General features: G+C 47.9%; 11 protein-coding genes. 5 read left to right on the forward strand and 6 right to left on the reverse strand.

Annotated elements, in window-relative coordinates; all coding sequences use genetic code 11:
• Positions 1 to 33 precede the first annotated feature (33 nt).
• Positions 34 to 3,315 carry a glycoside hydrolase family 48 protein gene (locus ACFTRD_RS01910; protein ID WP_379377462.1) on the forward strand — a complete coding sequence of 1,094 codons (3,282 nt, stop codon included), beginning with the start codon at positions 34 to 36 and terminating at the stop codon, positions 3,313 to 3,315.
• A 435-nt stretch (positions 3,316 to 3,750) separates the two neighbouring features.
• The gene (locus ACFTRD_RS01915) at positions 3,751 to 4,566 is read left to right on the forward strand and encodes a C40 family peptidase (RefSeq protein ID WP_379377464.1); all 816 of its coding nucleotides are present in this window, start codon (positions 3,751 to 3,753) and stop codon (positions 4,564 to 4,566) included.
• Between the two features lie 99 nt (positions 4,567 to 4,665).
• On the opposite strand, the gene ACFTRD_RS01920 is transcribed toward ACFTRD_RS01915, so the two are convergent.
• A complete protein-coding gene (locus tag ACFTRD_RS01920; protein WP_192264489.1) occupies positions 4,666 to 5,574 on the reverse strand; it encodes an ArsR/SmtB family transcription factor in 909 nt (302 codons plus the stop codon).
• Between the two features lie 376 nt (positions 5,575 to 5,950).
• Between ACFTRD_RS01920 and arfA the strand changes: the two genes are divergently transcribed.
• Positions 5,951 to 7,456: an arabinosylfuranosidase ArfA gene (arfA, locus tag ACFTRD_RS01925; protein WP_379377467.1), complete on the forward strand. Its 1,506-nt coding sequence runs from the start codon at positions 5,951 to 5,953 to the stop codon at positions 7,454 to 7,456.
• Between the two features lie 552 nt (positions 7,457 to 8,008).
• Here arfA and ACFTRD_RS01930 read toward each other — a convergent pair.
• Positions 8,009 to 8,782, reverse strand: a complete 774-nt coding sequence (locus tag ACFTRD_RS01930; RefSeq protein WP_379377469.1) for an MBL fold metallo-hydrolase — start codon at positions 8,780 to 8,782, stop codon at positions 8,009 to 8,011.
• Between the two features lie 128 nt (positions 8,783 to 8,910).
• Here ACFTRD_RS01930 and ACFTRD_RS01935 point away from each other — a divergent pair, with 128 nt between their 5' ends.
• Positions 8,911 to 9,342 carry an Lrp/AsnC family transcriptional regulator gene (locus ACFTRD_RS01935; protein ID WP_379377471.1) on the forward strand — a complete coding sequence of 144 codons (432 nt, stop codon included), beginning with the start codon at positions 8,911 to 8,913 and terminating at the stop codon, positions 9,340 to 9,342.
• 14 nt (positions 9,343 to 9,356) lie between these two features.
• Here ACFTRD_RS01935 and ACFTRD_RS01940 read toward each other — a convergent pair whose 3' ends face one another.
• From ACFTRD_RS01940 to ACFTRD_RS01955, 4 genes are all read right to left on the reverse strand, one after another.
• Positions 9,357 to 9,578, reverse strand: coding sequence for a hypothetical protein (locus ACFTRD_RS01940; RefSeq protein WP_379377473.1), 222 nt, complete (start codon positions 9,576 to 9,578; stop codon positions 9,357 to 9,359).
• Positions 9,553 to 9,717 (reverse strand): hypothetical protein, encoded by a 165-nt coding sequence (locus ACFTRD_RS01945; RefSeq protein ID WP_379377475.1) that lies wholly within the window; start codon positions 9,715 to 9,717, stop codon positions 9,553 to 9,555. Before ACFTRD_RS01945 ends, ACFTRD_RS01940 begins: the two co-directional genes overlap by 26 nt.
• Before the next feature lie 111 nt (positions 9,718 to 9,828).
• Positions 9,829 to 11,574, reverse strand: a complete 1,746-nt coding sequence (locus ACFTRD_RS01950) for an ABC transporter ATP-binding protein (protein ID WP_379381119.1) — start codon at positions 11,572 to 11,574, stop codon at positions 9,829 to 9,831.
• Positions 11,575 to 11,680: 106 nt separating this feature from the next.
• Positions 11,681 to 13,423, reverse strand: a complete 1,743-nt coding sequence (locus ACFTRD_RS01955) for an ABC transporter ATP-binding protein (protein WP_379377477.1) — start codon at positions 13,421 to 13,423, stop codon at positions 11,681 to 11,683.
• A 363-nt stretch (positions 13,424 to 13,786) separates the two neighbouring features.
• On the opposite strand from ACFTRD_RS01955, the gene ACFTRD_RS01960 reads away from it, so the two are divergent.
• Positions 13,787 to 14,710: an S-layer homology domain-containing protein gene (locus ACFTRD_RS01960; RefSeq protein ID WP_379377479.1), complete on the forward strand. Its 924-nt coding sequence runs from the start codon at positions 13,787 to 13,789 to the stop codon at positions 14,708 to 14,710.
• Positions 14,711 to 15,703: the final 993 nt, after the last annotated feature.

Here is a 15,703-nt window from a genome sequence, read left to right on the forward strand (position 1 = left end):
GATTCAAGTATAATTCCACCATTTTAGGGAGGTATGTATATGTTGAAGTCAGCTGCAAAGAAAAGTTTGACGGCCATGCTTGCAGGGACCGTTATGTTGACCGGATACTCCGGATTATGGGCGGGCCCCCAAACGGCTTATGCTGAAGAGCAGATGATCGAGGCTCAGGCGGACGGAATAAACGAAGCGCGATTTTTGCAATTGTATGATCAGTTGAAAGACCCGGCCAACGGCTACTTTTCACCGGAAGGTATTCCGTATCACTCTGTTGAGACACTGATGAGCGAGGCCCCGGATTACGGGCATATGTCCACGTCGGAGGCGTACAGTTATTGGTTATGGCTGGAGACCATGTACGGTCACTATACTGGAGACTGGTCCAAACTTGAAGCGGCCTGGGACAGCATGGAGAAGTACATTATCCCGGTCAATGAAGGCGATGGCAAGGAAGAGCAGCCGACCATGAGCTTCTACAACCCGAACAGCCCAGCCACGTATGCAGCGGAAAAACCGTTCCCGGACCAGTATCCATCCACACTTAATGGGCAATATGCAGCGGGGAAAGATCCGCTGGATGCCGAATTCAAGGCGTCCTATGGGAATAATCAGACTTATCTGATGCACTGGCTTATCGACGTGGATAACTGGTACGGATACGGGAATCTGCTGAATCCATCCCATACAACGTCGTATGTGAATACGTTCCAGCGTGGGGAGCAGGAGTCTGTGTGGGAGGCCATTCCTCACCCATCGCAGGATGATAAATCATTTGGTAAAGCAAACGAGGGGTTCATGAGTCTGTTCACGAAGGAGAATCAGGCACCGTCAGCACAGTGGCGTTACACCAATGCAACGGATGCCGATGCACGTGCGGTGCAGGTGCTCTACTGGGCGAAAGAAATGGGATATAACAATACGGAATATCTGGATAAAGCGAAGAAGATGGGAGACTATCTGCGCTACGGCATGTACGACAAGTACTTCCAGAAGATCGGCAGTGCGAAGAACGGTACGCCAAGTGCGGGAACAGGCAAGGATTCCAACATGTATCTCATGGCCTGGTATACGTCATGGGGTGGTGGTTTGGGTCAAGGCGGGGACTGGGCATGGCGCATTGGAGCGAGTCATACCCATCAGGCCTATCAGAATCCGGTTGCAGCCTATGCCTTGTCTGATCCAGCTGGCGGCTTGATTCCGAAATCAGCTACGGCCAAAGCAGACTGGAATGCCACGCTGAAGCGCCAGCTGGAATTCTATACCTGGCTGCAATCCCATGAAGGGGCCATCGGCGGGGGAGCAACCAACAGCATAGGCGGTTCCTACGGGGCTTATCCGGCAGGAGTCAGCACATTCTATGACATGGCTTATCAGGAAGCACCTGTATATCGTGATCCGGATTCCAACACCTGGTTTGGATTTCAGGCCTGGCCGCTGGAGCGGGTGGCAGAGATGTATTATATTCTTGCCGAGAGCGGTGACCTCAGCTCCGAGAACTTCAAGATGGCCAAGAAGGTCATTACGAAGTGGATCGACTGGACCAAGGATTATGTGTTTGTCGGGGAGCGTCCTGTAACGGATGAACAAGGCTATTATCTGAACGCAGCTGGACAGCGCATCATGGGCGGAACCAATGTTCAGGTTGCGACTACGCCAGCTCCGGGCGAGTTCTGGATTCCAGGCGGTCAGGAATGGCAGGGACAACCGGATAAATGGAACGGCTTCAGCACGTTTACGAATAACCCGAACTTCCATGCGGTTACCAAAGATCCAGTGCAGGACACAGGAGTATTGGGAAGTTACATCAAGGCGCTGACGTTCTTCGCGGCAGGAACCCAGGCGGAGAGCGGTACGCTGAGCGCGAAAGGGCAGGAAGCAAAGGATCTGGCCGAGACGCTGCTTAATACGGCTTGGGACTACAATGATGGTGTGGGGATTGTTACGGAAGAGGAGCGTAAAGACTATTTCCGTTTCTTTGCCAAAGAAATTTACATCCCGGCGAATTGGTCCGGAACCTTCGGCCAAGGCAATACGATTCCTGGCACAGCAGGAATACCTTCCGATCCGGCGAAAGGCGGGAACGGCGTATACATCGGGTATTCCGATCTGCGTCCGGTAATCAAGCAGGACCCAGCTTGGGCTTACCTGGATAACCTGTACAAAACATCGTACAATCCAACAACGAAAAAATGGGAAAATGGCGTACCAACCTTTACGTATCACCGTTTCTGGTCACAGGTGGATATGGCTACCGCGTATGGCGAATATGATCGTCTCCTTGGTGATGCCGGAGGTCCAGGGGTTCAGGTGCCAGCAGCTCCAGCTGGTCTGACAGCTGCAGCGGGCAGTGAAGAGGTCGTTCTGAACTGGAATACTGCCTCCAATGCCTCTTCTTATACTGTAAAACGTGCAGAAGTGAACGGTGGTCCGTATACACCCGTAGCAACAGGGGTTACAGGCGGCACCTTCACAGATACGGGATTGACGAATGGCAAAACGTACTATTATGTGGTGACTGCTGTCAATACAGTTGGCGAATCTGCACCTTCTGCTCAAGCGTCTGCTACTCCGCAAGCGGGAACAGTCGTGCCGGGAGTGTTAACCCTTACGGGAACGGCAGGCAATAATCAGGCTGTGCTGACATGGACCGCATCGACCGGAGCAGCAAGTTACAAGGTGCAACGCTCGGTTGCAGGAGGAGCCTATGCCGATTTAGCTGCGGGTCTGACGGCACTGACGTACGTCGATGCAACGGCAGTGAACGGTACCGCATACAATTACCGAGTGGTGGCGGTAAATGCAAGCGGGCAGACATTGTCCAATGTAGTGACGGTGACCCCAACAGCGCCTCCGGTAACAACAGGTGCACTTGAGGTGCAATACCGCAATGGCGGTTCAGGGACGTCAGGCAATGCGGTGAACCCTCAGTTCAATATCAAGAACACAGGCACGACAGCCGTGGATCTGAGCCAGGTGAAGCTGCGGTATTACTTTACGAAGGATAGTGCATCAGATCTGAGTTTCTGGTGTGATTATGCCGAGATTGGCAGCGGTAATGTGGAGGCTAAATTTGTGACTGTAGATCCGGCTAAGGGCACAGCGGATACGTATCTGGAGATTGGATTCAAATCCGGGGCAGGCAGTTTGGCTGCCGGAGCAGAGACGGGAATTATTCAAGGTCGCTTCTCGAAGAACAACTGGACCAATTTTGATCAGACCAATGATTATTCTTTTGATGCCACCAAAACGGCATTCAGTGCATGGAACAAAGTGACCGCATATATTGGCGGAGTTAACGCATGGGGCATTGAGCCATAATCGATTCCTATTGAATCAAGGAGTACAGCCGGGGAGAAATCTCCGGCTTTTTGCATGTCGGAGAGTCTTCAGGTTGTATTCAGGCAGCTTAACCGTCAAATGAAACATAGTAATGTTTACCAATTATAGAGCTTGAATATTAAAACATAGGTCATCTGACGCATGTTTTGCAAGATAAACGGTTTAGGTCTAATTTCTACAGAAAACGAAGCACAGCAAATAGTTACAATAATTTAACCTTTGAAAAAGAAGTGATTTACGGTAGTTTTAGCCAACTGGTGTGAGATGTTTCCCTGATTCTTAGTGCTCAAGCCTGCCAGATTGAATACAGGACTTTGGACTGATGATCGTTATGGACAGCCCGTTTTACAATGGGGCAAGCCCGGCAAATGAGGCCAGGTTAAAATTCTGTAACATCAGGGGGAACACGACATCATGAACTGGAAAAGCAAGATCATTACTGCGAGTGTAACAGCAACGATGCTGATGGGAAGTCTGACAACAGGAGCATTAACGACACCGGCATCGGCAGCCACGGTTCAGAATTCAAAGGTTAAAGTGATCTGGGGAGTAAATCTGCGTACATCACCATCTTCCTCCGCAAGCATTGTTCGTTTGGTGCCAAAAGGGGAAACGGTTACGGTTACTCAAAAATCCGGCTCAGGCTGGTATAAAATTAAGGATTCTGGCAATCGGACAGGATACATATCTTCTTCCTCAAAATATACAAAAGCCGTGAAAGGCAACACGACAACAGGAAGTGGCAGTACGAGTGGGTCTGGTTCAGGCAGCAGTACGTCTGTTACAGGCAGTGCTTCTGTGGAGAAAGTCATAGCTGCTGGCATGAAATATTGGGGAACGCCTTATGAGTTTGGTGCTAGTCGTAACAGTACGGCAACGTTTGACTGTTCAAGCTTTGTCCGCCGGGCATTTATGGATGCACTTGGAATAAAGCTTCCGTCCGATTCACGTCAACAAGGAGCCTATGTAAAAGCCAATGGTACCGTTAAGACCAATTGGAAAAATCTGAAGCGCGGTGATCTGATGTACTTTATGTCCTATAAAGGCAGCTCGGCATCATCGTACTCTGGCGTGAATAAATCCAAGGCGGCCATTACTCACACGGGCATCTATCTTGGGGACGGCAAAGTGCTGCATACCTATTCCAACGCTGGTGGCGGTGTGACGATTAGCGACATCTCCGGTAAACACTGGGAGTACCGGTTCCTGTTTGGTGGAAGTGCGCTCTAAATCCATGCTCGCGTATTAATTCAGAACATTCTATGAACATCTTTAGGACCTTCCATCTCTGCCTATTCAGCGGATGGAAGGTTTTTTTGGTTATTTACTTCAGTCCTGATAGTACAGACGGAACAGGATATCCTGATCATAGTTGCCGAATCCCTGACCATATAACGTCAGCCCGCCCACATGCTGCGCATCTTCCTCCACGGAGAGGCGCAATGTCCATTGGTTGCGTTCCACGGGAATATCCGCAAGCGTAATTTCGGACATATGCTGTCCATCGATGAATGTCCCCTCATGCGTAATCCGCAGTACCTTGAGCATACCGTACTGATTGACACTGTCGCTCCACCATTCCGGGGTAAACATCCCCCGTCCATTTCCAGAATCTCCAGGGCTTGTCCATTCACCCAATCGGATTCCGTTGAGCATAAATGTAATGTCCGAGGGCCAGTTCGGATTGACTGAAGGTGCTTCGGAGCCCATCTCAAGTGATAATTCAATGGCACTGATCTGTTGACCGGACAAGATATAGTTTGGGATTTTGTATTCTACAAATCCACGTCCAAACCAAAGAATGTGGGCATGCATCCGTTCAGGATCCAGAAAATAACGAGGATCATCATACTGTCCAATGACCTGATTGGAGGTAGCCAGACCACAGGTCGGATATACATCAAAATGGGTATAATGTCCAACAGGGATTGCCACTTCATGAAGCTTGCGGGAGGCCCCGGTTTCCTGTGGCATGGAGATGCCAATCCAGTCGACAGCCAGGCTGTTCATTTTGTGCGTACCGCCATCCTTGCGAATCATTTTGGACTGAATAATGCCCACATCCTGAAGCTTGCGGACATGCATGGTTACGATTGCGCTGCTCAGGCCGAGTGATGCGGCAATGTCCTTCACATTCATTGGGGTCTCTGCGACAAGCCTGATAATCTGGAGACGGACCTCACTCGCGAGTGCCTCGTATAATGGCAGCCATTCAGCATCGGTATTTGCTCTGATCACATCTGTTCCTCCAGGTAATATGAGTTGATCTAGTGTTATTCACACGAGGCCACTACGCTGACAGAATAACCTTCCAATCGCTGTTATCCCCGGATTTCTTTGATTCCCCATGTATAATGAGTGAAATCCGGTGATAAAGGCGACCGCTACGCTTCTACAGGTTTTTTCTGTCCTCTTCGTTTACGTGTAAATATCGAGTTAACTCATATCTATTATTTTTATAGAATTAAGTTAAACATAAATCCAGCCAAAAGAATAACATTTTGCAAAATTCATGTTGAAATTGGTGTCATAATCGATTTTAATATAAATATGAACGTTGATCCATAGATTATCAATTAATTTTTATATTAATCTTAGGGAGATGAACTTCACGATGGAAAAAGCAAAAATGACGGTAGACAAGGATTTTACAATTGGCGTAGTTGATAAACGATTATACGGTTCATTTATTGAACATCTAGGACGTGCCGTTTACGGTGGAGTATATGAGCCGGGTCATCCTACAGCGAATGAAGCGGGTTTTCGTGGAGATGTGCTGGAGATGGTTAAGGAGCTGCAGGTTCCGATTGTACGGTACCCTGGTGGTAACTTTGTATCCGGTTACAATTGGGAGGATTCTGTCGGACCTGTATCTGAACGCAAACGCAGACTTGAACTGGCATGGAGAACAATCGAGACCAATGAATTCGGGTTTAATGAATTTGTGGATTGGTCCAAACAGGCGAATTCGGAAGTGATGATGGCCGTCAATTTGGGAACACGGGGTGTAGACGCAGCCCGTAACATCGTGGAGTACAGCAATCATCCGGAAGGTTCTTATTATAGTGACTTGCGCATTAAACATGGATATAAAGAGCCCCATGCGATCAAAACCTGGTGTCTTGGCAATGAAATGGACGGACCGTGGCAGATTGGTCACAAAACAGCAGAAGAGTATGGACGGGTAGCGCTCGAAGCGGCAAAAGTAATGAAATGGACGGACCCAACAATTGAGCTGGTCGCTTGCGGAAGTTCATCCCTGGGTATGCCATCTTTCCCGGAATGGGAAGCAACGGTGCTGGATCATACGTATGATCATGTTGAATATCTATCCCTGCATCAGTATTATGGTAACGCTGAACAGGATACGCCAACATTCCTTGCGCGTTCCCTTGAAATGGATCGTTTTATCGATACGGTCAAAGCGACCTGTGATTATATCAAGGCGAAGAAGCGCAGCAAGAAGACGATGTTCCTGTCCTTTGATGAATGGAATGTTTGGTATCACTCCAACGAAAGCGACAAGAAGCTGGACCCATGGCAGATTGCTCCGCCACAGCTGGAGGATGTATACAACCATGAAGATGCACTGCTTGTGGGCTGCATGCTGATCAGCATGCTGAAACATGCGGACCGAGTTAAAATGGCATGTCTGGCGCAGCTCGTCAACGTTATCGCTCCGATTATGACGGATAATGGAGGTGCTGCATGGAGACAGACGATCTTCTATCCGTTCATGCATGCTTCCGTGTTCGGGCGTGGAACAGCACTTGTGCCGTTGATCCAGTCTCCCAAATATGACACCAAACAAATTACGGATGTTCCTTATTTGGAGGCCATTGCTGTGCATAACGAGGAGCAGGGTGAAGTGACTGTTTTCGCCGTGAATCGTCATTTGGAAGAATCGCTCCCGCTTGAAGTGGATCTGCGCAGCTTTGGGAAGTGCCGCTTGATAGAGCATATTGTGCTGGAAAGTGATGATCTGAAGGCAGCCAATACTGCAGCAGAGCCGAATCGTGTCGCTCCTCATAACCGTGGTGATGCAGGGGTATCGGAGACACTGATTACGGCAAGCTTGGCCAAAGCATCGTGGAACGTAATCCGCTTGAAAGTTCAGTAATCAAGCAGGAAGAATCATGCGGGTTGCACGATGGACAAAGGAGACAGAGGAATCGCAGAACACGGAAATACAAGGCACTTCGATTCAGAATAACCGCCGGATTGCTGTGACTTCCGATTAGAAAAAAGGCTGGATGCGAGTTTTATACGCATTCAGTCTTTTTTGTAGTGCACAGTGTTCCGCATTTACGTGGCACAAAGCGTATTCATCCCATTTTGAGTGCCACAAGAGGAATTTCTAATGTGTTCCAGCTTCTAACGAATCGTTATTCCGGAAAGATCTGCGGCAGCACAATGCAAAGAGAATGTAAAAAGGGGAATTGGACGTCTACAATTCGTTAGAACGGCGAACTTGTGTTATTTTGCCATATAGAGCTGCCCGGATTCGTTAACGATTGTACAAACCGTATTCCCTAGAGGTTTAACGTGCAGTATTCGCTAGCCGTTTGGTTTTGTTGTGATAATTCAAAAGAATCAGTCCCTCCAAGCCACTTATGTTTATGACCCGGGGACTGACTATTATGAATTTTATGTCTCATCGCATCAATGAATTTTACTTCAACCCGGTCCCCGCTTCAAACACAAAGCTCTCGCCGTCACGTGGAATGAGCACTTGCCCGTCCAGCTGCTCGGAGGCGAGATAACTGGCGAGATCCACGCGGGACATCATGCAATGATTTATGGCATCCATATGCACAGCGATAACGTGTGCATCCGGTGCATGGCGTTTCACGGCAGCTACGTCAGGTCCGTCCATCGTGATCGGATCTCCTTGCAGGAAGCGGGCACCACCAGCATTTACCACAATCACTTCAGGCTGATATTGACGAATGGCTTCTGATGGTTCTTCACACCAGATGGTATCACCGGCGATATAGGAGACAGGTTCTCCGTCAGCTTCCAATACAAAACCAGACACCTTGCCCATACGTTCGCCGATTTCCCCGGTTCCGTGATGTCCCGAAGTGCGGGCAAAACGTACGGAGTGGTACTCATGTTTGTCATCCACGGCAGTAACGTTAGTAAATCCGGCTCCTGTGAACACAGCCTCATCTCCTGGCTGACACAGCAGAGGTACATCCTTGCGGAGCTGTTTGGCTGCTGCTTCATCCCAGTGATCGGGGTGGGTATGCGTAACGATCAGCAGATCCGGATTCATATAATCCGTTTCCGTCTCAGGCAAAGAAACTCTTGGATTGCGTAATTCATTGGGCGTGTTTGGAAAAGCAGGCATTACTTCTTTATCCATCAACATGGGATCAACCAGTATGTTCAGACCCCCATATTCCAACCATAATGTTGCATTACGAATCAATTGAATTTTCATTGTATCTGCACTCCTTCAGGAATTAATGTTATTATCCTATATGTTATACAACCCGTTTTGAGGCGTAAATGACACACTGAAAGAAAACAGGCCGCTTTAATTTCAAGTTGAAAGGATTGCGATACATCATGAATGAAACGATAGATGATACAGATATTCGTATTCTGCAAAGCCTGATTCGGGACTCCAAACGCTCCCACAAGGAGATCGGCGAAGAGGTTCATCTGACTGGGCAGGCTGTAGGTGCGAGAGTGCGCAAGCTGCATGATTTGGGTGTCCTTGAAGGGTATACGGTAAAATGGAACCCGGAACGCCTCGGCATGGGCCTGCAAGCATTTGTGACGATTTTTCTCAATTCCGGCGACAGACATGCCGCCTTCCGTGAATTTGTGGCTGCGCGTGAAGACATCGTGGAGGTTCACCGTGTCAGCGGAGAGGGCTGTTACCTGATGCGAGTACGCACAGGCACATTGGAGCAGCTTGACAGCTTGCTGGAAGCCATCTTGCCTTATGGAAATTACAGAATGAACCTGTCAGTCGGTATCGAAAAGTCAGAATGAGGTGAGCTGAGTTTTCAGTTGTCCTGTTGTTGTTTCTCGCGCAGCGTTGCCTGCAGAAGGACTATGGCTCGACAGAGCTCTTTTTTGGTAAGCAAATGATCGGTCTGGATATGATGACGGGTACCGTCTTTCAGGTACAAGGCAATCATGGGGGATGCGGACAATATCCATTTGCTGAGGGCGGAAGAGGCAAGTTCGATTTTACGAATTTCATTCCAGGGAATGGTCCTCGTCATAGATGATCCATAACAGGACCAAGCATAACAGTAAAAAGAGAAGACTTAGGGCTCCTTTCCATAGAGCCGTGAAGCGGCGGTAGCTGATCTGACGATGCTCAAGCTCCGACTCTGATGATTCATGTAATTCAGGTTTCATAAGTAACGCCTCCTTATCATCATTTCCCAGAAAATATACCAAACATGCCGCCTGCATCGCAGAGCGGCACGTTCAACGTTGATTTAAACTTACTTGATTCAAGATGATGCTCTAACCAGAGATAGCTGAATCATTACCGGCTTCACGCGCATGGGTGTAGAGATCGGCATATACCCCTTCTGCATCAATCAGCTTCTGATGTGAGCCTTCCTCGACAATCTCGCCATTCTCCATAACGAGAATTCGATCTGCATGCATGACCGTAGATAGACGATGCGCAATGACGATCGTTGTCCTTCCCTGAGAGACGGATTCCAGAGCCTGTTGTACCAATTGTTCGGTATGTGAATCCAGATTCGCGGTTGCTTCATCCAGGATGAGCACTCGGGGCTGAAAGACCACGATCCGGGCAAACGATATCAGTTGACGCTCTCCGGCGGACAGACCACTTCCGCGTTCGGAAAGCCGTGTATCATAGCCTTGCGGCAAACGTGAAATCATGGCATGTGCTCCGACGAATCGGCAGGCCTGAATGGCCTGCTCTCTTGTAATATCCTCGCGGAACATTCGTACATTGTCAATGATGGAGCCCGAGAAGAGGAACGGTTCCTGTTGGATCAGACCAACAATGCGATGGAGACTGGCCTGTGGGAAATGACGGATGTCTGTGCCATCAATCTCAATGCTGCCCCCATTCACATCGTAGAAGCGGTTGAGCAGGGAGATCAGTGTACTTTTGCCAGCCCCTGTAGTTCCTACAATGCCCACCATTTCACCTGGGTAGAGATGCAGATTCATATGCTGGATCAGGGGGCGCTCTGCCCGGTAGCCAAACGATACATCATTAAAATCAATCTGCCCCATCACGTTCCGGGGTTCAAGTGTAGACGCGAGTTCGGGTTTCGGGTCAGCGACTTCCGGACGGGTACTCAGAATGTTCCAGATCCGATCCATGGATACGGTTGTTGACTGGAATGTGTTCCACTGCATGGTGATCTGGTTAATCGGCTGGAAGAACTGACGGATATAACTGATAAATGCATAGAGCACACCCACTTGCAATGATTCACCCAGCACGGCGCGTCCTCCAAGCCAGACCATCATGACGAGCGCCGCATTGCCGAGAATATCAAACGTTCGGTTGAAAATAACGTTGGAACGGGCCTGTGCGATATTGGCCTTTAGGTGAAGTGTGTTCTGCTCCTTGAATCTTTTCTTCTGTTCTTCTTCCTGATGGAAAGCCTGGATCAAAAACATGCCGGACAGGTTCTCTGCCGTGAACGCAATCAGACGGGAGAGGCGAGTGCGGGCATTCTGATAAGCTCTGCGCAGTCGACTTCGGAACAATACGGCCACAATGGCGATTACAGGCAAGACGATAAGAGAATACCCTGCAAGCACCGGATCGAGCTGGAACATAAACACGATAATGAGCACCAGCATCATGCCATCCCGGATGAGACTAAGCAGCACCTGGGTGAAGAAACTGCTGATCGTCTCCGTATCACTGGATACATTCGTAACCAGACTGCCGATATGGAACCGGTCGAAGAAAGACATCGACATTTTGGAGATATGCTTGAACAGGTCTTTACGAATGCGAGAGACGATATTCTGACCGACATGCTGCAGCAGATTGTTCTGTACATAGGTGAAAATAAAACTGATCACTGCCAGCCCCAAAAAGACAGCTGCCAACTCGACAAGGAAGCCTACACTGGTCTGGCCAATCGCCAGATGATCATCGATGGCGATCTTCACCAGATAAGGCTGGAGCAGATCTGCGGAAATACCAAGCAGGGAGCAGAGAAAGATACCCGCAAAAGCCCATTTATGGGGTTTGGCGTAGGACATCATCGCTTTGAATGAAGTACGCTTACTCTGGTCTGCGCCTGCATCGGAACCGGAGCGATGTCCTGGAGGTGCTTGCGCGCCCGCATCTGAACGAACTTCAGCGTTACGGTCAGTCATGATGTAATCCCTCCTCCTGCAAACGGTAGGTTGCAGCATATAACCCTTTGGCAGCCATCAGCTCTGCATGTGTTCCCTGTTCGGCAATTCGCCCTTCGTCGAGAACGATAATTTCGTCGGCATGACGGACTGCACTGATTCGGTGAGAGATAATTAGCGTTGTTTTGCCTTTGCCAATCTCACGCAGGCTGCGCAGAATGCCACTTTCGGTGACGGCATCCACTGCACTCATGCTGTCATCCAGAACGAGCACCTGGGCTTTTTTGATCAACCCCCGGGCCAGACTCGTACGCTGACGCTGACCACCAGACAATGTAAGTCCACGTTCGCCCAGCAGCGTATCGAATTGATCGGGGAACCGGATAATGTTCTCGTATATCATCGCTTGTCGTGCACTGTGCTCTACCGTGTCGAGCGAAACCTCGCGGTCGCTAAAAGCGATGTTGTCACGAATGGTCGTACTGAACAGAAATCCGTCCTGTGGCACATAGGCAATACGAGATCGCAGACTCTCCAGCGAAAGATGCCGAATATCAGTGTTGTTAATACGGATGGTGCCTTCAGGCGGTTCGTATGTACGCAGCAGCAATTTCACGAAGGTGCTTTTACCGGAACCTGTTTTGCCCACAATGCCCACGGTTCGTCCTGCCTGGATGTTCAAACTGATGTTTTTGAGCGCAGGGGTTGAACTGCCGGGATAAGAAAAGGACAGATTCTCAATCGTAATGTCGTTCACGGCTTTAAGACTTGTTGCATGGGGAAGTTCGCGTACATCAGGCACTTCCGTCAACAAATCATTAACCCGCTCCAATGATGCTCCAGAACGCTGCATGGTATTAATCACATTACCAATTTGTTGTAGCGGTCCCATGATGATTCGCAAATATAACGTCAATGCAACAAAGCTTCCGAGTGTAATGGAGTTCTGCATCGTCAAAATCCCGCCAACAAGCAGCGAGACAACTAGTGAAATGGCACCCAGCAGTGGTAGCAGGGCCTGAAATAGAGAGGACAGACGGACGAGCCGCAGCTGCTTGCTTTTGATTGCATCTACTGTGATGCCAAATCGTTCACGGGCACTGTCTTCAATGGCAAATGTTTTCGTTACGCGAATACCACCTAGCTGCTCTTCTGCGGATTCCGTCATGGTTGCAAGAGCATCCTGCACATCACGAGAGCGCTTGCGAATTCGCGGACCGAAAAAAACGACCAGAAACGGAATAGCCAGCAAAGGCATAATACTGATCAGAATAAGTTTCATCGGGATTCCGCTGAGCAGCATCATCACAATGCAGGATAATAACAGAAAGGTTGCATTGGTCATCATGGTTACGCCATTGGAGATGGCTTCACGTACGGAAGTGACATCATTCATGACGTAACTGAGCAGTTTCCCATTTCCCTGTTTGGAGAAATAGTGCTCACTCAGTTCGGAGAACTTGCCGAAAATGCGCTCACGTGTCATGAATTCGAAGCGTCGTCCAAGCTTCATGATCATGAATTGCCCGGTACCGAATAACAGATTATAAGCGATGGCTATGGCTAAAAGCGAAAGACTATACCGAATGACCGTATTCATTTGAAGTGTGTGTTGCATGAGCTGATCCGTGAAGCTGCCCAGAATTCGGGGCAAGGATGCCTGGCCCACATTGGAGACAATAATCAGTAGTACAGCGAACAGGTATACGGGCCAGTTGGCAATGACATAGCCTCGTAGTAATCCTTTCTTGGACATAAGATTGGTTCTCCTTTGTTGAGGGGGATGAAAGTTAGTTCGCAAGCGGAGTCAAGAAAAGGGCCGACACCTGTGAATTAGCGCGTCGTGCCCTCTTACTTTATGCAATCCGGTTTGCTGTTTATCCGTCATTCGATAGAATTTCTCTATTCTTATTTTTGCGCTAAATGATAAGGATGTCAACGAAGCAAGTAAGCATCATGGAAGAAGCCAGATCAGCGCCCGTAGCGAAAGGGATGTATGCGGTATTTCCTTCATTTATTCACCAGATGTCGATTTTACTGAAACATTTCCGATGGGTCTCCCGTCTGTAGGGTTGAAAAGGTCAAAAATTGGATTTACTAACTATGGAGGTGCCAGGAAATGAAACATAAAAAAGGATTGGCTGCTACGCTTGCACTCTGCGTGTCTTTAACGGCGGGAGGTGCATCGGTACTCGCTTTTTCGGATGTAAAAGATGAAGGACAAAAAACAATTGTGGACTCGTTGCAATCAAAGGGCATTGTTAATGGAGTAACGGCGGATTTGTTCCGTCCGGATCTCGCATTGTCCGAGCCACAGGGTGTTCAACTGATCGTGAAAGCGTTTGGTCTGAAAAATGAATACGCTGCCGCTTCGGCACAAAATAAAATAAGCCCTGACACGTGGTATGCTGATGCTGTTCAGGCTGCCACTCAAAATGGACTCTCCATTCCGGTGGAATTGAACCCGCAAGGGAAAATGACGCGTGAGCAGTTTGCCATTTTGCTCCTTGAAGGGATTAACACAACCGGAGAATATCCGGTGATCATGCTGTATAATGATATTAAAGACGAAAAAAAAATCGGTAAGGACGCCAAATCTGCGGTCCAGAACCTGCTGAACATGGACATCATCGAACTGGATAAGGACGGTAACTTCCGTCCAGATCAGTCGCTTACCCGTATGGAGGCTGCAAGCATGATCTTCAATGCACTTGAGTTTGTAGATAAGCACGGCAATGGCGGATCGACAGAACCGGCTCCAACGAATCCGGGCGAAGGGCAACAGGGGATTGTACCTACGGTTACATCAACCAAAGTGGATGACAAAACGGTGAAAGTCAAACTGACTGCGCAAATGCCACATCCTGGTTATGGATTGAAGATTGAAGATGTGAAACTGGAGAAGGATGGACGTGCCATCGTGCTGTATACGATCACCCAGCCTGATCCGGACATGATGTATCCAATGGTGATTACCGATGTAACCGCAGAGACAGACATTCCCACAGGATATACTGCAGAAGCACAACCTTCTGGAAAATAAGCTAATCAAGCCAGCACGCTTCGATCCTTGATCGGAGCGTGCTTTTTTTATTTTCTCAAAACCGTTGATTAAGACTGAACCGGTTGCTTCGCGGGAGTGTTTTTCTCAAGACGAATCCTTTTATAGTATGATGACTTCGTGGATTGAGGGTTTGTGTTATTAAATATTACATGATTATAGTTAATGATCTGTATAAGTGGTATATAAATTAACATAAAAAGAGTGTTCAACTGGAATATGAATTCACTATTAAGTTGCTCAATGTTAACAGAGTGACTGTTTTTTTTGCTTTTTCTTGAGCATTTTGATGAAATCAGATCACCATGTCATGTGCAAAATCAACATATATGACGGAATATGCCTAGTGTTTATAAGGGTTTATATGAATTGGTGCCCAAGATAAAAACGACATATATACGAATGGGGGAAGCAACTCATAGAATAAGGACAAGCAATTACGGGCTTGAAAAAGTCAATGAAGTTATGATAGATAATATTACATCATAATTAAATCTATCTTTAATCATCTTTTCTTGGCAGAGAAAGAGAATGCATGAGGAAAGGAGCGAACCAGAAGCAACGAGGGAAACTACTACTATAGATAGACTTGGACTGAAATTCACGATACATTGGAATGATCTTTGAGATGTGAATACCATGCACCACGAACATATGTGGGTTTTAACTTTAAGGTCTGTTTTCCGACTTATGTTTCATTCTGACATCTTTCAAGTATGTGAAATGAAATTCTAAATGACAACTTTAGGAGGGAAATGAGTCAAATTCCACATGTTTTACTTCCCCAAAATGACAATGACAAGCTGGACTGAAAGTTATAAATCCCCGTTGTAACAGCATTTCTTGGTTTTAGAAAGGGAAAATGGAAATGGCATATTTACGGATTCGGAAATGATCCATAAACTCAGTATGTAAGCGTTACCAATTCAGAAGGAGCAGAGCGCCCGTGCAATATAGAAATGTTGACCGGGACTC

Source organism: Paenibacillus sp. NPDC056933, assembly GCF_042674385.1.
Taxonomy (GTDB): domain Bacteria; phylum Bacillota; class Bacilli; order Paenibacillales; family Paenibacillaceae; genus Paenibacillus.